The sequence below is a fragment of the Streptomyces sp. NPDC096136 genome (assembly GCF_044763325.1).
GTDB lineage: Bacteria > Actinomycetota > Actinomycetes > Streptomycetales > Streptomycetaceae > Streptomyces.
Genome location: NZ_JBIWFZ010000007.1, coordinates 41,749 through 60,227 on the forward strand (window position 1 = coordinate 41,749; position 18,479 = coordinate 60,227).

16 protein-coding genes, 1 tRNA gene and 1 pseudogene are annotated in these 18,479 nt (G+C 75.3%); 6 read left to right on the top strand and 12 right to left on the bottom strand.

Features of this window, described 5'->3' with window-relative positions; all coding sequences use genetic code 11:
• Positions 1–83: 83 nt before the first annotated feature.
• The 5 genes from ACIRBY_RS16840 to ACIRBY_RS16860 all read right to left on the bottom strand — a co-directional run bounded on the left by ACIRBY_RS16840 (position 84) and on the right by ACIRBY_RS16860 (position 6,999).
• Entirely contained in the window at positions 84–1,058 is a 975-nt protein-coding gene (locus ACIRBY_RS16840; RefSeq protein ID WP_403901214.1) for a hypothetical protein, read from the bottom strand.
• A gap of 155 nt (positions 1,059–1,213) precedes the next feature.
• On the bottom strand, positions 1,214–2,563 hold the full coding sequence (locus ACIRBY_RS16845; RefSeq protein WP_403901215.1) for a hypothetical protein: 1,350 nt from the start codon (positions 2,561–2,563) through the stop codon (positions 1,214–1,216).
• 51 nt (positions 2,564–2,614) lie between these two features.
• A complete protein-coding gene (locus tag ACIRBY_RS16850) occupies positions 2,615–4,024 on the bottom strand; it encodes a DUF2252 domain-containing protein (protein ID WP_403901216.1) in 1,410 nt (469 codons plus the stop codon).
• 47 nt (positions 4,025–4,071) lie between these two features.
• The gene (locus ACIRBY_RS16855; protein ID WP_045950669.1) at positions 4,072–4,269 is read right to left on the bottom strand and encodes a hypothetical protein; all 198 of its coding nucleotides are present in this window, start codon (positions 4,267–4,269) and stop codon (positions 4,072–4,074) included.
• A 126-nt stretch (positions 4,270–4,395) separates the two neighbouring features.
• Entirely contained in the window at positions 4,396–6,999 is a 2,604-nt protein-coding gene (locus ACIRBY_RS16860; protein WP_403901218.1) for a LuxR C-terminal-related transcriptional regulator, read from the bottom strand.
• A 256-nt stretch (positions 7,000–7,255) separates the two neighbouring features.
• On the opposite strand from ACIRBY_RS16860, the pseudogene ACIRBY_RS16865 reads away from it, so the two are divergent.
• The 4 genes and pseudogenes from ACIRBY_RS16865 to ACIRBY_RS16880 all read left to right on the top strand — a co-directional run.
• A pseudogene (locus ACIRBY_RS16865) lies at positions 7,256–8,542 on the top strand (diacylglycerol/lipid kinase family protein); the annotation flags it as partial.
• 702 nt (positions 8,543–9,244) lie between these two features.
• Positions 9,245–9,823: a potassium channel family protein gene (locus ACIRBY_RS16870; protein WP_403901219.1), complete on the top strand. Its 579-nt coding sequence runs from the start codon at positions 9,245–9,247 to the stop codon at positions 9,821–9,823.
• Positions 9,824–9,964: 141 nt separating this feature from the next.
• Positions 9,965–10,369 (top strand): SHOCT domain-containing protein, encoded by a 405-nt coding sequence (locus ACIRBY_RS16875; RefSeq protein ID WP_403901221.1) that lies wholly within the window; start codon positions 9,965–9,967, stop codon positions 10,367–10,369.
• Positions 10,370–10,431: 62 nt separating this feature from the next.
• Complete coding sequence (locus ACIRBY_RS16880) at positions 10,432–10,863, top strand: hypothetical protein (RefSeq protein WP_403901223.1); 432 nt, start codon at positions 10,432–10,434, stop codon at positions 10,861–10,863.
• 102 nt (positions 10,864–10,965) lie between these two features.
• Here the strand turns inward: ACIRBY_RS16880 and ACIRBY_RS16885 are convergent, their stop codons facing one another.
• On the bottom strand, positions 10,966–12,603 hold the full coding sequence (locus ACIRBY_RS16885; RefSeq protein WP_403901225.1) for an MFS transporter: 1,638 nt from the start codon (positions 12,601–12,603) through the stop codon (positions 10,966–10,968).
• 157 nt (positions 12,604–12,760) lie between these two features.
• Positions 12,761–12,834: transfer RNA gene (locus ACIRBY_RS16890), tRNA-Pro, on the bottom strand.
• A gap of 157 nt (positions 12,835–12,991) precedes the next feature.
• Between ACIRBY_RS16890 and ACIRBY_RS16895 the strand changes: the two genes are divergently transcribed.
• Both ACIRBY_RS16895 and ACIRBY_RS16900 read left to right on the top strand, forming a co-directional pair.
• Positions 12,992–13,693: a transketolase gene (locus ACIRBY_RS16895; RefSeq protein ID WP_403901226.1), complete on the top strand. Its 702-nt coding sequence runs from the start codon at positions 12,992–12,994 to the stop codon at positions 13,691–13,693.
• Positions 13,694–13,704: 11 nt separating this feature from the next.
• Positions 13,705–14,604: a transketolase family protein gene (locus ACIRBY_RS16900; RefSeq protein ID WP_403901623.1), complete on the top strand. Its 900-nt coding sequence runs from the start codon at positions 13,705–13,707 to the stop codon at positions 14,602–14,604.
• Between the two features lie 25 nt (positions 14,605–14,629).
• Here ACIRBY_RS16900 and ACIRBY_RS16905 read toward each other — a convergent pair whose 3' ends face one another.
• The 5 genes from ACIRBY_RS16905 to ACIRBY_RS16925 are packed head-to-tail and all read right to left on the bottom strand — an operon-like array spanning position 14,630 to position 18,431.
• Positions 14,630–15,175 (bottom strand): GAF domain-containing protein, encoded by a 546-nt coding sequence (locus tag ACIRBY_RS16905; RefSeq protein ID WP_403901227.1) that lies wholly within the window; start codon positions 15,173–15,175, stop codon positions 14,630–14,632.
• The gene (locus ACIRBY_RS16910) at positions 15,172–15,816 is read right to left on the bottom strand and encodes a GTP-binding protein (RefSeq protein ID WP_403901228.1); all 645 of its coding nucleotides are present in this window, start codon (positions 15,814–15,816) and stop codon (positions 15,172–15,174) included. Before ACIRBY_RS16910 ends, ACIRBY_RS16905 begins: the two co-directional genes overlap by 4 nt.
• The gene (locus ACIRBY_RS16915) at positions 15,794–16,219 is read right to left on the bottom strand and encodes a DUF742 domain-containing protein (protein ID WP_403901230.1); all 426 of its coding nucleotides are present in this window, start codon (positions 16,217–16,219) and stop codon (positions 15,794–15,796) included. Before ACIRBY_RS16915 ends, ACIRBY_RS16910 begins: the two co-directional genes overlap by 23 nt.
• Positions 16,216–16,659, bottom strand: coding sequence for a roadblock/LC7 domain-containing protein (locus ACIRBY_RS16920; RefSeq protein WP_403901625.1), 444 nt, complete (start codon positions 16,657–16,659; stop codon positions 16,216–16,218). The genes ACIRBY_RS16915 and ACIRBY_RS16920 overlap by 4 nt, the downstream gene beginning before the upstream one ends.
• A 47-nt stretch (positions 16,660–16,706) precedes the next feature.
• Positions 16,707–18,431 carry a sensor histidine kinase gene (locus ACIRBY_RS16925; protein ID WP_403901231.1) on the bottom strand — a complete coding sequence of 575 codons (1,725 nt, stop codon included), beginning with the start codon at positions 18,429–18,431 and terminating at the stop codon, positions 16,707–16,709.
• Positions 18,432–18,479: the final 48 nt, after the last annotated feature.

Consider the following 18,479-nt stretch of genomic DNA (forward strand, 5'->3'; position numbering starts at 1 on the left):
CCTGAAACCGCTCGCGATATCGCAGATATCAATTCTTCAGCCGATGTTCATGTTTCAACTTGGTCTTGGTCGGTCCGAACATGCTAGTCCCCCGAACGGCGGCGCCGGTGCCGGTGCTGCCACAGGCCGCCGGTCAGGAGGGCCGCGCCGATCACCACGAGGGCCGCCACCGGCCAGGTGCTCCCGGCCATCCGGAGGTCGCCGACGTCGACGGCGGCCACCAGGAACACCGGAACCACCACGAACATCAGGGCCCGGGCGACGGCGGCCAGCATGCCGGGCTCCAGACGGGAGCCGGAGCCCCGCTGCCGCGGTGGCGGCGGGGCGTCGGTGAGGTAGTACGCGGCGGCCCGGCCCAGGACCTGGCGGGTCGACCTGCGGTAGGAGACCGCCATGTAGGGCAGCCACACCAGCGGGACCACCGTTCCCACCAGGAAGGTCACCCCCAGGAGGGTCCAGCGGCCCACCGCGCCGAGCCGCTCGCGGGCGGTCGGGCGGCCGTCCCGGGGGCGGGGCGGCATCAGCCCGAGGAGCTTGGCCATGCGCAGCGTCAGGGCGGTCAGGGCGGCGAACCCGCGGCGCCGCGGGAGGTCCTCGGGCGGCTCCGGCGGCCCGTCGCCGGCGCCCTCCCGCCCGGCGAGGGCCCGCTCCGCGGTGTCCTCGTCCGCGTAGACCCCTTGCAGCACCAGGAGCTCGGCGGCCCGCCGCGGCGCCGTGGGGTCGCGTCCGGCCACCGCGGCCAGCTCCAGCGTCGTTCGAGCCTGGCTCAGCAGCGCCGCGCAGAACGCGACCGGGATGAAGAGGAGGAACGGGCCGCCGACGAAGGCGCCCTCGGCGACCGTCCTGCGGATGCCGCGGGCGACCGCCTCGGCGCCGAGCGCGCCGGCGTCCGCGTCGGGCCGCTCGGCGCGCAGCCGGGCCACGCTCCGTGCGGCACGCGGTCCCGAGTGCCGCAGGGCGAAGCCGGCGAGCAGTTCGGGCATCCGGTCCGGCCTGCGCACGATCGCGCGCAGGAGGACCTCGGGCGCCCCCTCGGGGGTGTCGGGGGTGGCCGCCATACCGCGCCTCCTCGGCGCCGTCGGGGTCAGTGGGACGCGAGGACCTTCGTCCCCTTCGTCTCCGTCGTCCGCCTCCGTCGGTCCGTCGCCCCGGGGTCCGGGGCGACGGACCGACGGACCGGTTCCACGCTCCCCCGTGCGCCGGCCCGTCCGCATCACCCGCCGCGGGTGGGGTGGCCGGCCTCCCGGCCGGGGTGCGCCCCGTCGCCCGGGGCGGCCGCGAGGACGCCGAGCAGGGCCAGGACGAGGACCACGATCCCGAAGACGACGGCCACGACGGCGGGCGTCGGATGGTTCCAGAGCAGCAGGGTCACGGCTCCGGCCGCGATCACCACGCCGGTCGTCCACGACCGGTGCCCGTCCAGCCACCGCCCCGTGGAACCGGTCCGTACGCCGAGCCGCTCCAGGTAGCGGCCTCCGGCACCGGTGGCCCGGCCCGCCTCGGTGCGCACGACGCGGGCGCCGCGCCCCGGGCCGTACAGGTACGCGGCCAGCAGGGTGACCACGGCGACGACGATGAGCGTGCGGGCGCTCTCGCGCAGGAAGCGCACCATCGTGTCGTAGATGACGGCGGCGGCGTCGGGCGGCAGGGTCTCCGGCGGCACGGAGTCCAGGTAGATCCGCCGGGCCACGGCCAGGGCGACGAGCAGCACGCCCATCATCACGCCCACGCCGATGGCGGTGGCCATCAGCCACACGCGGTGGGCGGGGGCGCACCAGATGGCGAGGGCCGCCAGGGCGAGGGCCACCACGGGCAGCCAGACGCCCACGACGTTCAGCAGCCGCATGGCGTCCTGCGCCTTGTTCAGCTTGTCGACCTTGAGCAGCGGGATCTGCTTGTCCACCTCGGGGATCGCCGACGCCTTCTCGAACCCGGCGTCGGTGAGCCGCTGCTTGAGCTGGTCGGTGAGCGTGCCGAGGTCGAGGACGATCGTGTCGCCCTTGGACGCGACGGCGCTGGAGCCCTCGCCGGTCAGCACGTTGACCACGGCGGCCTGGGCCCGCCGGTTGGCCTCGGTCCAGACGGTCTCGAACTGGTCGCTCGCCACCACCTTGGCCACGACGGCGTGGACCGCCGAGGTGATGGCGCTCTTCAGCGGGCCCTCCAGGGCCTGCGACTTCTCCACGACCAGGGGCGGTGCGTCGGCCTGCTTCAGGGCCCGGCCCAGTGCCTCGGTGATGGCCTTGACGTCGACGTTGGCCACCACGCGGGCGGTCAGCTTGTCGTTGACCGCGTTCTGCACGGCGGGCTCGTCGGCGAGGGGGGCCACCGTCTGCACGTACCGGTCCGTGTCGGTGATCGTGTCGTCCACCCAGGCCGACACGACCGCGACCGGGGACAGCAGGAGCGCGAGCAGCAGCAGGACCGAGGCCCCCGCGTAGCGCAGGCGCCGGTGGCGCACCGAGGCGGCCTTGCGCAGCCGCTCGTACTCCGCGTGCTCCTCCGCGCTGAGCGGGGGGTGGGGCCCTTCGGGGCCGGAGGGGACCGGGGCAGTCGGGTCCATGTTCGTCCTCCCAGTTCTCGGTGCCCGCCGCCGCGGCCCGCGGGCGGTCGGTCAGCCCTCGGCCGTGGCTACGCGGCCGGTTCGGGCGGCTTCGAGGAACGCGTCGTAGTCGTGCAGGTTCTGTTCGGCGTACGCCTCGGCGTAGGCGGCGACCGCCCGGTCGAAGGTGTCGGCCATGCCGAGGTAGCCGGCGATGGCGACGGGGTCGCCGGACCGGGCGTGGCCCCGGGCGAGGGAGAAGCCGCAGGCCCGGGCGAACAGGCTGAGGCCCTCCGGGCGCAGCGTCTCGGCGGGGATGGAGCCCTTCCAGTCGAGCAGCTGGCGGACGTAGAAGTCGCGCTCCGCGCCGTCGATGCCGGTGACCCGCATCCACCCGAGGAAGATGTCGCTGGCGGCCTGCATCAGCCGCTGCCCCGTCACCACGCGCCGGCCCTGGCTCCCGTAGTCCGCGGGGGCCGTGTAGGGGGCGAGGACGGAGTCCTGCGCCTCCTTCGCCTGGAGCAGGAGCGGGTCGTCCTCGTCCCGGCCGGTCAGCAGGACGATCCAGCAGCGCGTGCCGACGCTGCCGACCCCGACGACCTTGCGGGCGACGTCGACCAGGCGGAAGCGCGCGAGCAGCTCGCGGCGTTCGGGTGACAGGCTCTGCGCGTAGGCCTCTACGAGCCCCCGCACGGCGGTGTCCTGGTCCGCGCGGCCGCCGTCGCCCAGCAGGTGGGACAGGGGCACGACCAGGGGCGGGGCGGGGGCGATGCGCAGCTCCCCGCCGACGCGGTGGGTGAGTTTGGCGAGGGCCTGGAGGTGGTCCCTGCCGCGGGCCTTGGCCAGGGTCCGGTCCGTGCGGCGCAGCGCGCGGTCGCCGCCCTGGGCGGCGATCAGGCGGAGCTCTTCGGAGTCGTCCTGGGCGTACCAGATGTCCAGGACGCGCATCTCGGCGAGCCGCCGCATCCGGCGCCGGTAGGCCGACACGGCCTCGGCCACGACGGCGGCCCGGTCCTGGGGGGCGAACCCGTTCTCGCGGCCGGCGACGGCGAGGCTCGCCGCGAGCCGCTTGACGTCCCATTCGAAGGGGCCGGGGTAGGTCTCGTCGAAGTCGTTGACGTCGAAGACGAGGGAGCGCTCGGGCGAGGCGAAGAGGCCGAAGTTCATGACGTGGGCGTCCCCGCACAGTTGGACGGTGAGGCCCGTGTGGGGTGCGCGCCCGAGGTCCGCGGCCATGACGGCCGCGGCGCCCCGATAGAAGTGGAAGGGCGACTTCAGCATCCGCCCGTGCCGGATGGGCACCAGTTCCGGCACCCGTGACCCGGCCTGCGCCAGCAGGACCTCGACGGGGTCGGGCCGGTCGGGCCCCGGGTCGAACCAGGCCTGCCCGGACCGCGGTACGCCCGCCCGCGCCCGCTTGCCGCGCTCGGCGCGTTCGGCCGGTGTGGGGGCGTCGCCCGGGGCGACTGGGAACGTGGTCACGGTGCTCCCGCCTCCTGCCTGCGTGGGTCCTGGGCGGCCCTGCCCGGTCAGTCGGGCAGGCGCCGCATCTCCTCGACGTGCAGTCCCAGGTCCCGGAACCGTCCGAGCAGGCCGTAGAGGTGTGCCTCGTCCGTCACGGTGCCGAAGAAGAGGGTCTGACGGGCCGCCGGGAACTCCCGGAGCTCCGGGAAGGCATGGGAGACCGGCTCGGATACGCGGCCCGTGATCCGAAATTCGTAGCGCATGGGCAGCCGTCCCTCTCTCCCAGTCGCCGCAGCCCGGTCGGGCCCGCCACGTCCATCGTGGCCGCCGGCCCGCTGCGGCACCTCACCCGTGGCAGGTGAGGAACGGCCGCGCGGGTGTCGGCGGGGTCACAGCATGTGCAGTTCGCGGGCGCGTTCCACCGCGTCGCGCCGGCGGGAGACGCACAGCTTGCGGTAGATCCCGCGCAGGTGGGTCTTGACGGTGTTGACGGACAGCTGGAGCTCGGCGGCCACCTCGTCGGTGGACATCATCCGGGCCACCTGCTGGAGCACCTCCCGCTCCCGGGGGCTCAGTTCCTCGACCACCGGGCGGTCGGCGGGGGCGTGCGGGGTGCCGAGCCACGCGTAGGAGCCGCTGCGCCCGTCGAGGCCGGCGGCCAGGTGCCGCACCCAGGGGCCGGCCTCCGTGAACGGCCGCCTGAGCCCCTCGGGGCGTGCGGTGTCGAGGGCCTGGACGAGCAGGTCGCGCGCCGTGTCCTCGTGGCCGTCGAGGAGCGCCTGGTGGGCGCGGAGCAGGAGCAGGCGGACCCGGTCGGGCACGGTCGCCGCGCCGGACTCCTCCGCGGTCTCGATCAGTTGCAGGGCCTGTACGGGGTGGTCGGCGGCGGCGCGGACCTGGGCCAGGGCCACCGTGTGCGAGGGCGGGGCGTCGTCCGCGCCGACGTGGTCGAGGGCGGTGGCCGCCGCGTCGACGTCCCCCCGGGCCAGGGCCGCGGTGGCGTGGGCGACGGCCAGGCGCGCGGCCGGTCCGGGCGAGGCGGCGGCCGCGCCGTCGAGGTGGCCGTCGAGGTGGGTGCGGGCGGCGTCCCAGCCGCCCCGGGCGATCTCCAGCTGGGCCCGGAGCACCGACCGCTCGACGAGCAGGTCGGGGTCGCGCCGGGTGTCGGGGAGCAGGTCCGCCCGGTCGAGGTGCCCGGCCGCCGCGGCGAGTTCCTCCCGTTCGAGGGCCACGGCGGCGAGCGCCAGGCCCGCCGCGCCGGAGCGGTGCGACTCCGGGATGCCGTGCTGGTCGGCGAGGGCCAGGGAGGCGGCGCCGTGCTCCTCGGCGCGGGTCAGTTCCCCGGCGGCGGCGTCGGCCAGGGCCAGCCGCCCCAGGCAGCGGTGGCGCAGCAGGACCGCGGCGTCCCCGCAGCAGGCCCGGACCGCCTCTTCGAGGAGCTCCCGGGCGGGCTGGAGGCGGCCGCCGCGCAGGCGGGCGCAGGCCTGGCCGTACAGGCGCAGGGGCTCCAGCTCGGGGTGGCGGGCGCGTTCCTCGGGCGGTACGCGCGCCAGGAGCCCGGCCACCCGGTGCGCCTGCTCGTCGGCGGCGCCGGGGGCGGACAGCAGCCGCAGCAGGGCGGCGGTGAGCCCGTCGGCCGGCTCGGCCTCCAGGGCGGCGCCGCCGGGTGCCTCCTCGGCGCGTTCGAGCCGGGAGCGGCAGCCCTCGACGTCCTGGCGGGCCATGCAGCAGGCGGCGGCGACGAGGGCCGCCCTGGCCCCGGGTACGTCCTCGGGCATCCGGGCGAGGGCGTCGGCGGAGGGGGAGGCGCCGGAGCCGGCGAGGAGGGGGACGACCAGCAGGTGCTGGACGGTCTGGGCGGCGGCGAAGCTCCAGTCGCCGCCCGCGACGGCCTCCTCCACGGCCTCGGCACTGCGGCCCTGTTCGGCGTACCAGCGGGCGGCGCGGCGGTGCAGCAGGGGTTCCAGCTCGGGCTGCCTGCTGCGCAGGTGGGCCCGCAGGACCTCGGCGAACAGGGGGTGGAAGCGGTACCACCGGGTGCCGGGGAGCGGTTCCACGAACGCGTGGCAGCGGGCCAGGTCCTGGAGGATGCGGCCGGAGTCGGTCCGGCCGGTGAGGGCCGCGGCGAGGTCGGGGTGGACCCGGTTCAGGATGCCCGTGCGCAGCAGCAGTTCGCGGGCCGGCTCGGGCTGGGCGGCGAGGACCTCGGTGAGGAGGTAGTCGGAGACCGCCTGCTCGGAGGCGGTGAAGGAGCGGGCGAAGGCGGCGGGGTCCTCGGAGCGCGCCATGGCGAGCGCGCACAGGCGCAGCCCCGCGGCCCAGCCCTCGGTGTGCTCCAGGAGGAGGTCCACGAGGTCGTCGTCGGGGGCGGCCCCCTGGCCGCGCAGCAGTTGGACCGCCTCGCTGCGGGTGAACGCCAGGTCGTGCTCGCGGATCTCGTGGACGCGGTCCTCGGCGCGGTAGCGGTGCAGCGGCAGCGGCGGGTCCTCCCGGCTGATGAGGACCAGCCGCAGGGCCGGGCCGGCGTGCTCGGAGACGAACCGCAGGCCGTCGGGGACGGCGCTGCCCGGGGCCTTGTCGAGCCCGTCGACGACCAGCACGAGCGGGGCGGGGGCGACTTCGAGCGCGGAGGCGAGGCGGACCAGCAGCGAGCGGTCGACGTCGTCCGCGCAGACGGGTGTGCCGAGGTCGTCCTCGGCCAGCGCGCCGGAGCGCCGGAGCCCTTCGACGACGTAGGCCCAGAAGACGCCCGGGGTGTCGTCCTCGTCGAGGGTCACCCAGACCACCGGGTCGGCGGCGGACGCGGACCGGGCCCAGGAGGCGGCCAGGGCGGTCTTGCCGACCCCGGGCGCTCCGGTGATCAGCGTCAGCGGCCCCCGGGTGCCCAGGGCGAGCCGGTTCAGCAGCCGCGGCCGGCGCACCAGGCCGGGGGCGTGGAAGGGCACGGAGAGCTTGGCGGCCAGCAAGGGGTCGCCGGTCAGAGGCACGGTCATGAGGTCATACCCCCGGTGGGGCGGCTCGTCATGGCCCGGGCCTTCCTCCGGCCCCTGGTGTCCGTGTCCGCGCCCCGCCGCCGGAGCCGCTGCCGAGCGGTGGCGGGGCTCCGAGCAGTGCCCCTCCATGGTCACGTCCCGCCGTCTTGATCGCACGCCGCGCGCATCGCCCGGGCCGGGCGATGCGCACCGGCCCGGCGCGGGGGCCAATGGAGGGGTCGTGGTGTCCCGCGGAGTGGAGGTGGGCTGCGTGAGCATGCACGCCAAGGCCCGGTTGGCGCTGCTGGCGGGCGCGGCGGCGCTGGTCGTCATGCTGGTCTTCGCCGGACTGCGCGGCATCGTCCTGGTGGCGGTGGGACTGGCCGGGATGGCCGTCACGGCGGCGTCCCTGTGGCTGTTCCTGGCCCACCGCGGGCCGGTCCGCTGGATGGCCCTGGCCCTCGCCGTGGCGTCGCCCGCCGCCGTGATCGCCTCGTACGTGCGCGCGGAGCTGCTGTGGGTGGCGATGTGCGCGGTGGCCCTGTGGGGGCTGGCCGTGGCGGCGGGGCGGTCGGCCCTGGCCGACGAGGGCCGGTCCCGCATGCCCGGGCGTCCGGCGCGGCCGCCCCGGCACCCCTTCCTGATCATGAACCCGCGTTCGGGTGGCGGGAAGGTCGGCGCCTTCCGCCTCCGTGAGAAGGCCGAGGCGCTCGGCGCCGAGGTGGTGCTGCTCGACCCCGACCGCCACGAGGACGTCGCCGAGCTCGCGCGCCGCGCGGTGGACCGCGGCGCCGATCTCGTCGGGGTCGCCGGGGGCGACGGCACCCAGGCCCTGGTCGCCGCCGTCGCCGCCGAGCGGGGGGTGCCGTTCCTGGTCATCAGCGCCGGCACCCGCAACCACTTCGCGATGGACCTCGGCCTGGACCGGCGCGACCCGTCGACCTGCCTGGACGCCCTCGCCGACGGCGTCGAGCTGCGGGTGGACCTCGGCCGTGTCGGCGACCGCGCCTTCGTCAACAACGCCTCCTTCGGCACCTACGCCGAGGTGGTCCAGAGCCCGGAGTACCGCGACGACAAGATCCGTACGACGCTGGGCCTGCTGCCGGACCTGCTGGCGCACCACACCGGCCCCCGGCTGACGGTGCGGGCCGGGGAGACCGCGGTCGAGGCCCCGCAGGCCGTCCTGGTCAGCAACAACCCCTACGGGACCGGCGACACGGCGGGGCTGGGCCGGCGCAGCCGGCTCGACACGGGCGTCCTCGGCGTCCTCGCGATCAAGGTGAACAACGCCGCCCAGGCCGCGGGCGTCCTGCGCGGCGCCCGCTCCACGGGGCTGACCTCGCTGACCGCGCACGAGGTGGAGGTGGATTCGGACGCGCCCGAGGTGCGCGTCGGCATCGACGGCGAGGCGATCATGCTGCCGGCCCCCGTGCGCTGCCGCGTCGAGCCCGGCGCGCTGCGCGTCGTCGTACCGAGGCACCGGCCGGGGAACCGCGCCGGGGTCCCGATGGACTGGGCCGGTGTGCGCCGGCTGGCCCTGACGATGGGACGGGCGGCGGGCCGCCGCCCGTCGGAGCCGCCCGCCGGGCCCGGGGGCGCCGCCCGGACGGCGGCCGGTGCGGCCGTGGCCCACGGGCGGCACTGGCACTGGCACCGCTCGCCCGACCGGCCGCCCGTCGACTACATGGGCGCCGTCTACGGGTCGATGCTGGCCGCCTCCGTCATCGTCGGCGCCGGCGTGCCGGGCGGGCCCTACCCGCGGGCGGAGCTGGCTGTGCTGCTGCTGTGCACGGGCCTGGTGTTCTGGGCCGCGCACGTCTACGCGCACCTGTTCGGCATCTCGCTGACCAACGGTCACCTGACCTGGCGCGAGTTCCGGACGGTCTGCAAGGACGAGCGGTCCATCGTCGAGGCCGCGGTGCCGCCCGCCGCCGCCCTGGCCCTCGGCCCGGTGTTCGGGCTGGACCTCAAGGGGACGGTGTGGCTGGCGCTCGGGGTGGCCCTGTGCGGCCAGATCGGGTGGGCCGTCGCCGGATCGGTGCGCACGGGGGCGCCGCGCCGGCTGGTCGCCGTGTCCGCGGTGGTCAACCTGGTGCTGGGCGCCGTCATCGTGGCCGCCAAGTCGGCCCTGTCGCACTGAGGGACGGCGGGGGCGCCCATCCGTGTGCACACCCGGGCCCGCGGCACCGCATGCCCGTGATCGGGTGCGGTGTGGTCCATGCTGTCCCCCAGGACGGGTGAGGGTCGGGCAGGGCAGGAGGCAGCGATGGACGCGACGGGCTCTGCCCCCGAGGGCACTCCGCCCGCCGGGACCGCGGCGTCCCGGGGCGTCCGACCGGGCCGGGCGGCACTGGTCGTGGCCCTGCGGTGCCTGACCACGATCACGATCCTCGTCACCGCGTACTTCGTGCTGCCCTTCACCCGGCGCGACGTCGACGTCACCAACCTCGTCCTCGGCCTGAGCGCCGTCACGGCCGTCTTCGCCCTGCAGATCCGGTCGATCACCCGCTCCGACCACCCCCGGCTGCGGGCGGTCGAGGCGCTCACGACCACGATGCCGCTGTTCCTGCTGCTGTACGCGGCGACCTACTTCGTCATCGAGGAGTCGGCGCCGGGGAGCTTCAGCGAATCCCTCACCCGCACCGACGCCCTGTACTTCACGCTCACGGTCTTCAGCACCGTCGGCTTCGGGGACATCGTGGCCCGCACGGAGCCCGCGCGGGTCCTGGTGATGACGCAGATGGTGGTCAACATCCTGGCCGTCGGCGTGGCCACGCGGATCCTGTTCGGCGCGGTGGAGGCGGCCGTCCGGCGCCAGACCTCCGGCACCCGGGATCCGGGCTAGCGGGCCGGGGCGCCCGGGCCGCGCCGGCCTCGAATCACCCGTCACGGGTGAAGGCACCGTCACCCCGCGCACCGATCCTGAAGGCGATCGGCGGGGGCCGCCCCGCCCGCACATCGCTGTGCTGGATGAAGGAGGCGCACGATGGAGAGCCAGCTCCTCGCCTACGACTACCCCCTGCTGGGGGCGTTCTGGACGGTCCTGTGGATCTTCCTGTGGGTGCTGTGGTTCATGTTGCTGTTCCGCATCATCATCGACATCTTCCGTGATGACGGGATGGGCGGATGGGGAAAGGCCGGCTGGCTGATCTTCGTGGTGTTCCTGCCCTTCCTCGGCGTCCTGGTGTACATCATCGCCCGGGGCAAGGGCATGGGGCAGCGCGAGATCAAGCACGTCCAGGAGCAGCGGGCCGACATGGACGCCTACATCCGCCAGACGGCCGGTCCCCCCAGCCACGCCGACGAACTGGCCAAGCTGTCGCAGCTCCGGGCCAACGGGGACATCACGGACGCCGAGTACCAGAAGGCCAAGGAGAAGATCCTGGGCTAGCGCGCGTCCGTCGACCGGCCGGCCGGGCCCCAGGCACCGGCCCGTGAACAAGAAGGACGACCATGGCACACACACCGACCACACCACGCGGCCACTCCGACACGACCCTGGCGGCCGCCGGAGGGCTCGTGGTATTCGCCGCCGTGATGCTGCTCATCACCGGGGTGCTCGGGATCTGCCGCGGCATCATGGGCATCGTCGAGGACGAGGTGTTCGTCCACACGCCGAACTACGTCTTCCAGTTCGACCTGACCACCTGGGGATGGCTGCACCTGATCTTCGGAGTCATCGCCGTGGTCGTGGGCATCGCCCTCTTCAAGGCACCCCTGTGGGGGCGGATCGCGGGGATCGCCATCGCGGCCCTCGTCATCCTCGTGAACTTCCTGTCCCTGCCGTACTACCCGTTCTGGGCGATCATCGCCATCGCCCTCAGCGGCTTCATCATCTGGGCGCTGTGCATCATCTCCCCGGAGGACATGCGGACGGGCCCCTGACGCCCCGGTCGGGACCGGGCCCGCAGCGCCCGCCCGGTCCCCGCCCCGCCGGACGCCGGTACGCGGCTCTCCGCGTACCGGCGCCGCGCGTGCGGGCGGGGGTCACCCCTGCGGGACGGGCGCCGCGCCGGGTGAGGGCGAGCGCGGCTGGACGGACGGGATCCGGTGGGTGAAGAACAGCGCCACCAGGGCCGTGACGGCGAGGATCCCGAGCGCGGCGCGCAGGCCGTCCAGCCGGGCCTTGGCATTGGCGTCCAGGGCCGCCTCGGACACCTCGGGACTGGCGCCCGCCTGGTCGAGGGCCGTCCTGAGGGCGGCGTCGGAGAGGAAGGGGACACCGCTTTGGAGTTCGGCGGACGCCTGGGTCTTGACCGGGTCCGGGACCGCCGGGTTCTGCTCGATGCTGGTGAGGAACGAGGACGTGAGCACCGCGAGCATGACCGATCCGGCGAGCGCCGTCCCGATCGAGGCACCGAGGTTGGTCACGGAGTTCTGCACGCCGCCGACCTCGGCGCTCCGCTCGTCGGGCACGGCGGACACGGTGACGGAACCCAGCTGCGACGCCAGCGCGCCCATGCCGAGTCCGATCAGCAGCAGCGGGAGGACCACGATCTCGGGGCCCGCGTCGAGGTCGAGGGCGGCCATCAGGACCACCGCGCCGGCCAGCAGCGCCAGCACCCCGAGGCGCACCACCCGGCGCGGGGACACGTCCGGCAGCAGTTTCGGGATCAGGACCGCCGCGGCCATCAGGGTCACCGACAGCGGCAGGATGTGCACCCCGGTGGACAGGGCCGACAGGCCGAGCGCGACCGACAGGTACAGCGGGACGAGGAAGAACACGCCCATCTGCACCAGGTACTGGAAGAAGAACATCGTCAGACCGCCGGTCAGCTGCCGGTTGCCCATCAGGCCCGGGTCGACGAGGGGCTCCCGGCCGAGCCGGGCGACGCGGCGCTCCCAGGCGAGGAAGACCCAGACCAGGAACAGCCCGGCCCCCATCAGCCACGCGGCGGGCGAGATCCCGAGCCAGGCCGGCCCGTCGGCCTTCGGCAGGAACCAGCCCCACACCCCGGAGCGCAGCACGCCGAAGACGAAGAGGCCGAGGCCGAGGACGGACAGCAGGGCGCCGACGAGGTCGAGGGAGGGCCGGGCCTCGGCCGGCGCGTCGGCCACGCGCCGGGAGAGCAGCAGGATGACGATCACGAGGACCACCTCGCCCGCGAAGACCCAGCGCCACGAGAAGTAGGTCGTCGCCAGCCCGCCGATCAGCGGCCCCACCGCGATCGCGACGGCTCCGGCCGCGGTGACCAGGCCGTACGCGGCCGGCCGCCGCTCGGGGGCGAAGTTCTGGGCGACCAGGGCCACGATGGCGGGCAGGATCAGGGCCGCGCCGACGCCCTCCAGGAACGACCAGCCCAGCAGCAGCACGGTCAGGTTCGGGGCGATCGCGGTCGTGAACGACCCGCAGCCGTACACCACGCCGCCGATCATGAAGGCCCGCTTGCGGCCGATGAGGGCCCCGACCTTCCCGCCGGGGATCATGAACATCGCCATGACGAGGGTGTACGCGGTGATGGCGCCCTGGATCCCGGTCACGGTCGAGCCCACGTCCTGCGCGACCGTCGCGATGGAGACGTTCATGACCGAGCTGTCCAGGGCCATCAGGAACTGCGCGGACCCGAGCGCCAGCAGGGTGGTCCGAGGGGACGTCGGACCCGGTGGGGTGCCTCCGGAAGCCATGCGGGCCAGCATCCCAGCCTCCCGCGGCCGCCCGGCGGCGACGCGCCCGCACACACCGCCCGGCCCCGCCGACGGCCCTGGGCCCCCGCGGGCCCGGAAACGGACCAAGGCCGTACCGGATGATTCCGATACGGCCTCTGACCTGCGTACTCGCAAGTCGGGACGACAGGATTTGAACCTGCGACCCCTTGACCCCCAGTCAAGTGCGCTACCAAGCTGCGCCACGTCCCGATGCCGCTGACCTGGGGTTTCCCCCGGCTGAACCGGCATGAGAACCATACCGCACTTCCGCGGGTGGTCGCGCGCACCTTTCCCGGGACGGCCGGATCCGGCGGGCCGGGCGTCGGACGCTTGACCTCAAGTCCACTTGAGGTCGCATGGTTCCTGCATGACACACGCAACCGCGGAGGCCGGCCTCCGCTACGAGGACCTGGGCCGCCTGATGGCCCTCATGACCGGGGACGAGAAGCACGGACCCGCCGCCACCTCCACCCTGGACGTGCTGTGGGTGCTGTACGACCGCGTGCTGCGGGTGGGGCCCGAGAGCGCCGAGGAGCCCGGACGCGACCGGTTCCTGCTGTCGAAGGGGCACGGGCCCATGGCCTACTACGCCGTGCTCGCGGCCAAGGGGTTCTTCCCCGTGGACTGGCTGCCCGGCTTCGGCACCTTCGACTCCCCCCTCGGCCACCATCCCGACCGCCTGCTGGTGCCCGGCGTGGAGATCGCCAGCGGCTCCCTCGGGCACGGTCTGCCGCTCGCCGTCGGCAGCGCGCTCGGCCTGCGGGCGCAGGGGCTCGACGACCCCGCCGTGTGGGTGCTGATCGGGGACGCGGAGCTCGACGAGGGCAGCAACCACGAGGCCATCGCCTACGCGGGCTCCGCGGGCCTGGAGGCCCTGCACGCCGTGGTCGTCGACAACGACTCCGCCACCCACGGCTGGCCCGGCGGGATCGCCTCCCGCTTCGAGGCGGCGGGCTGGAGCACGGCCACCGTCGACGGGCGCGACCACACGGCGCTGCACGCCGCCTTCACCACACCGCATCCGGGCCGGCCGCACGCCGTCGTCGCCCGCGTCGAGAAGAAGTTCTGAGGGGGATGTCCATGGACACCATGCGGGAGCGGTTCGTCTCGGTCACGTCGAAGGTGCTCGACGAGGACCCCCGGCTGGCCCTCGTGCTCGCCGAGATCACCATGGACGGGTTCCGGCCCGCGCAGCGGCGCCATCCCGACCGCGTGGTCAACGTCGGGATCCGGGAGCAGCTGCTCGTGGGCGTGGGCGGCGGCCTTGCCCTCACCGGGATGCGGCCGGTGGTCCACACCTTCGCCAGCTTCCTGGTGGAGCGGCCGTTCGAGCAGGTCAAGCTGGACTTCGGGCACCAGGGCACGGGCGGGGTCCTGGTCAGCTCCAGCGCGAGCTACGACTGGCCGGCCGGCGGGTACACCCACATGGCCCCGGGGGACGTGGCCCTGCTGGACACCCTCGACGGCTGGACCGTCCACGTGCCGGGCCACCCCGACGAGGCGGAGGCCCTGCTGCGGCACGCCTACGCCGCCGGGGACGACCGGGTCTACGTGCGGCTCTCCCAGATGTCGAACGCCGCCCCGCGCCCGGCGGCCGGCGCTCCGCGCTTCGAGACCGTCCGGGAGGGGCGCGCGGGCGTGGTGCTCGCCGTCGGCCCGATGCTGGACCAGGTCCTCGCCGCGACCGGGGGCCTCGACGTCACGGTGCTGTACGCCGCCACCGTGCGCCCCTTCGACGACGCCGGCCTGCGCGCCGCCGCCGGGCGGGCCTCGGCCGACGTGGTCCTGGTGGAGCCGTACCTCGCCGGCACCTCCGCGGCGGCCGCCGGGCAGGCGCTGCTCGACGTCCCGCACCGGGTGCTGGCGCTGGGAGTGGGGCGCGCCGAGCTGCGCCGGTTCGGGACGGTCGAGGAGCACACCGCCGCCCACGGGCTGGACGCCGGCTCGCTGCGGCAGCGGATCACGGCCTTCCTGCGCTGAGCGGGCACCGGTCCGGGCGGGGCGTTCAGGCGGGGAGGTCCCCGGGCTCCTGGAGCAGCTCCACCAGCTCCGCGGCGAGGGCCTTGACCGTGGTCAGGCCCGCCAGTCCCCACCGCCGGGGCACCACGTCCACCGCGCACACCGTGCCGAGGACGATGCCCCGCCGGTCGGTGAGCGGCGCCCCCAGGTAGGAGCGGACGCCGCTGCCGTCCACGACGGCGTTGCCCGCGAAGCGCGCGAAGTCCCGTACGTCCTCCAGCACCAGGGCCCGGCGGCGCACCACCACGTGCGGGCAGTAGCCGTGGTCGCGGGGCAGCACCCGCGCCGGGTAGGCGCTCGGCGCCGCGTGCGGCCCGTGGTGAAGTCCGGCGAAGAACTGGCGCTCCTCGCCGACGAAGTTGACCCCGGCGTACGGGGCGTCCAGGGTCTGGGCGACGCGGCGGGCGAAGGCGTCGAGTTCGGCGTCCGCCCGCTGGCCCAGGTTCATCTCGCGCAGCCGGACGGCCCGTGCGGGAGCCTCCCGGTCCACGGGGGTGAGCAGCAGGTGGCCGGTCGATTCGTAGCGGTTCACGGTGGTTCCCCCGGTGTGGAGTGGTGGGCGTACGGGTGTGGTGCCGCCGGGCCCGCCGCCGCGGCGCGCGGGCCGGTGGACAGCAGGTGGTGGACGAGGGCGGCGAGCGTCCCCGTCCCCGAGCCGGTGAGGCGGGCGTCGCAGCGGACGACGGGCACCTGCGGCCCGAGCCCGACCGCCCGGCGGACCTCCTCGGCGGTGTAGCGGTGGGCGCCGTCGAACTCGTTGACGGCGAGGACGAAGCCGATGCCGCGCCGTTCGAAGAAGTCCACGGCGGGGAAGCAGTCGGCGAGGCGCCGGGTGTCGACGAGGACGACGGCGCCGAGCGCGCCCGTGCAGAGCTCCTCCCACAGGAACCAGAAGCGCTGCTGGCCGGGCGTGCCGAACAGGTAGAGGACGTGCCGGTCGTCGAGGGTGAGGCGGCCGAAGTCCAGGGCCACCGTGGTCGCGGTCTTGGCCTCCACCCCGTCGAGCGCGTCGGCGGCCCCGCTCAGCCCGCTCAGCAGTTCCTCCGTGCAGAGCGGCTCGATCTCGCTGACCGCGCCCACGAAGGTGGTCTTGCCCGCCCCGAACCCGCCCGCGACCAGGATCTTCAGGGTCGCGGGCAGGGCCGGGGCCTCAGAGCCGTCGGCGCAGGCCATCGAGCACCGCCCTCAGCAGGCACTGGTCGTCGGCGGCGAAGGACCCGCCGCCCGGGAACCGCGGCGCCTGCGCCCGTACGGCCCCGAACCCCATCAGGTCGGACAGCAGGACCTTGACCACGCCCGCCGGGAGCCGCAGGTGGCCGGCCACCTCGGCGACCGTCACCGCCGGCGCGGCCGTGCAGTACCGCAGGGCGAGGGTGTGGTCGGCGCCGAGCGGGACCCTCGGCCGGACCCCGGTGGCGCTCACCAGGGACAGCAGGTCGAGGGCGACGGCGGGCCGGGTGCGGCCGCCGCTGGCCGTGTACGGGCGCATCACCCGGCCGGCCGAGTCGTCGAGCCAGGGCGTGTCGCGCAGTGCCCCGGCCCCGGTTCCGTGAGCCCCCCCGGCCCAGACCCTCATCGCCCGGCGTCGGTGTCGGCGCCGGGACGGCGGGGCGGGGCCGCCAGGTACGGCCGTACGCTCTTGACCAGCATCGCCATCTCGTAGCCGAGGACCCCCGCGTCGGCCTCCCGGTCCGCGAGGACGGCCAGGCAGGTGCCGGAGCCGGCCGCGGAGACGAAGACGAGGGCGGTGTCGAGCTCGACGACGACCTGGCGGACCTCCGCGCCGTCGCCGAAGCGGGAGCCGGCGCTGCGGCCGAGGGAGTACAGGCCGGAGGCGAGGGCCGCCATGTGGTCGGCGCTGTCGGGGTCCAGGCCGTGCACGCAGGTGACGAGCCCGTCGTTGGTCAGCAGCACCGCGGCGCGCGTGTACGGGACGCGTTGGACCAGTCCGCCGAGCAGCCAGTCGAGATCCGAGAGACTGCCTGTCTTCGTCTGCGTCGCCACTTCGCCGGCCATGGGGGTGTGCTCCTTGCTGGGGTGGGTGCGGGTGTTCGATCGGGGGGTCATGTCTGCTGCTCCGGCGACTGGGCGAGGCCGAAGCCCCGCTGGAAGGCCGCCATCAGGCCGGGGTCGTGCACGGGCGGTTCGGCGTCCCCGCCGGCCCGGCGGGGGGCGGGGGCCTCGCGCAGCTCCGGCGCGAGGTGCGTCTGGGCCAGGCGCCGGGGCAGCGGCGGACGGTCGTCGAGGTCCGCCCGTGCGGCGGGCACCCGGTGCGGGAGGGAGAGGGGGTACCCGTCGTCCGCGTCGGCGCCCCGCGCCCACACGGGCCCCCACCCGGCCTCCGCGCGCCCGGCCGGGGCGGCGAGCCCCTCCGGGGAGGCCGGGACCAGGCCGAGCTCCGGGGCGTGGGCGGGACCGGCGGCCGGGGCGGCGAGGAGGACGGGCTCCGCCGGCGCCGGGACGGGTTCCGGATCGGGTTCCGGGTCGGGTCCGGCGGCGGGGAGGCGGGCCGGCTGCGGGTGCGGGGTCGCCTCGGCGGTGCCCCAGGAGGTGGGGCGGGAGCCGCCCAGGGCGTCGGCGGCGTTCGGGGACTCCGCGCCCAACAGGTCCTGGGGCAGGACGAGGACGGCGAGGACGCCGCCGTAGATGTTGGTCTTCAGCTCGACGGCGATCCCGTGCCGCCGGGCCAGCGCCGAGACCACGAACAGGCCGATCCGCCCGTCGGCCAGCAGGTGCCGGACGCTGACCTGGTCGGGGTCGCCCAGCAGGGTGTTCATCCGGTTCTGCTCCTGCGGCGGCATGCCCAGCCCGCGGTCCTCCACCTCCACCGCGATGCCTGAGGTGACCCGCTCGGCCCGTACCACCACGTCGGTGTCGGGGGCGGAGAACACCGTGGCGTTCTCGACGAGTTCGGCCAGCAGGTGCACCACGTCGGCGACGGCGTGCCCGCGGACGGTGCCGCCCGCCGGGGGCACCACCTTGACCCGCGTGTACTGCTCCACCTCGGCGACCGAGGAGCGCAGCACCTCGCTGAGGTCGATCGGCCGCGTCCACTGGCGCCGGGACGCGGCGCCGCCCAGCACCGCGAGGTTCTCGGCGTGCCGGCGGATGCGGGTGGCGAGGTGGTCGACGTGGAAGAGCTGCTTGAGCAGGTCGGGGTCCTCGACCGTGTCCTCCAGCTCGTCGAGGAGCGAGATCTCGCGGTGCACCAGCGACTGAAGGCGGCGCGCGAGGTTGACGAAGACCTCGACCTTGCGGTCGCTGTCGCTCGGCGCGGCCGGCGCCGCGAGCCGCAGGAGCGTCCCGTGCGCCTGCTCGCGGGCGCCGCGCAGCTCCTGCGCGAGCAGCCAGAACTCGTCCACCCCGGCCGGCCCGGCCTCCGGCGGCGGGGCGCCCCGGCCCGCCCGGACGGGGCGCCCCGGCTGCTCCCCCCGCTCCAGGCGCTCGGCGGCCGTGCGCAGCTCCTGGCGGCCGCGCATGCTGGAGCGCCGCAGCGCCTCGCACCGGTCCCGGACGGCCTTGGCCCCGCGCCGGGCGCCCAGCAGGGCGGCGGCCAGGGCCCCCACGGCCAGCAGGGCGCACCCCGCGAGCACAGGCCACAGCCGCGCGTCGCGCTCCCCGGCTCCCCCGCCGAGCTGCAGGGTGAAGATCACCGCGGCGGTGCCGCTGAGTCCGGCGGCGAGCGTGGGCAGGACGGCGGCGCGGACCAGCTGGGGGCTTATCTGCCGGCCGGGGCCCGTGGCGGCGTGTCTCGACGGGGCGTGGCGGGCGGCGCGGAGTCCGGACATCGGCGTCCTCGGTACGTGGGGCCCGGCCCCCGGTTCCAGTTCCCGGGG

Coding starts and splice junctions, on each gene's coding strand:
- ACIRBY_RS16860 (WP_403901218.1), bottom strand. CDS start 6,999: ATGACCGTGCCTCTGACCGGCGACCCCTTGCTGGCCGCCAAGCTCTCC.
- ACIRBY_RS16895 (WP_403901226.1), top strand. CDS start 12,992: ATGACACACGCAACCGCGGAGGCCGGCCTCCGCTACGAGGACCTGGGC.
- ACIRBY_RS16880 (WP_403901223.1), top strand. CDS start 10,432: ATGGCACACACACCGACCACACCACGCGGCCACTCCGACACGACCCTG.
- ACIRBY_RS16875 (WP_403901221.1), top strand. CDS start 9,965: ATGGAGAGCCAGCTCCTCGCCTACGACTACCCCCTGCTGGGGGCGTTC.
- ACIRBY_RS16845 (WP_403901215.1), bottom strand. CDS start 2,563: ATGGACCCGACTGCCCCGGTCCCCTCCGGCCCCGAAGGGCCCCACCCC.
- ACIRBY_RS16870 (WP_403901219.1), top strand. CDS start 9,245: ATGGACGCGACGGGCTCTGCCCCCGAGGGCACTCCGCCCGCCGGGACC.
- ACIRBY_RS16885 (WP_403901225.1), bottom strand. CDS start 12,603: ATGGCTTCCGGAGGCACCCCACCGGGTCCGACGTCCCCTCGGACCACC.
- ACIRBY_RS16900 (WP_403901623.1), top strand. CDS start 13,705: ATGGACACCATGCGGGAGCGGTTCGTCTCGGTCACGTCGAAGGTGCTC.
- ACIRBY_RS16855 (WP_045950669.1), bottom strand. CDS start 4,269: ATGCGCTACGAATTTCGGATCACGGGCCGCGTATCCGAGCCGGTCTCC.
- ACIRBY_RS16910 (WP_403901228.1), bottom strand. CDS start 15,816: ATGGCCTGCGCCGACGGCTCTGAGGCCCCGGCCCTGCCCGCGACCCTG.
- ACIRBY_RS16840 (WP_403901214.1), bottom strand. CDS start 1,058: ATGGCGGCCACCCCCGACACCCCCGAGGGGGCGCCCGAGGTCCTCCTG.
- ACIRBY_RS16925 (WP_403901231.1), bottom strand. CDS start 18,431: ATGTCCGGACTCCGCGCCGCCCGCCACGCCCCGTCGAGACACGCCGCC.
- ACIRBY_RS16920 (WP_403901625.1), bottom strand. CDS start 16,659: ATGGCCGGCGAAGTGGCGACGCAGACGAAGACAGGCAGTCTCTCGGAT.
- ACIRBY_RS16915 (WP_403901230.1), bottom strand. CDS start 16,219: ATGAGGGTCTGGGCCGGGGGGGCTCACGGAACCGGGGCCGGGGCACTG.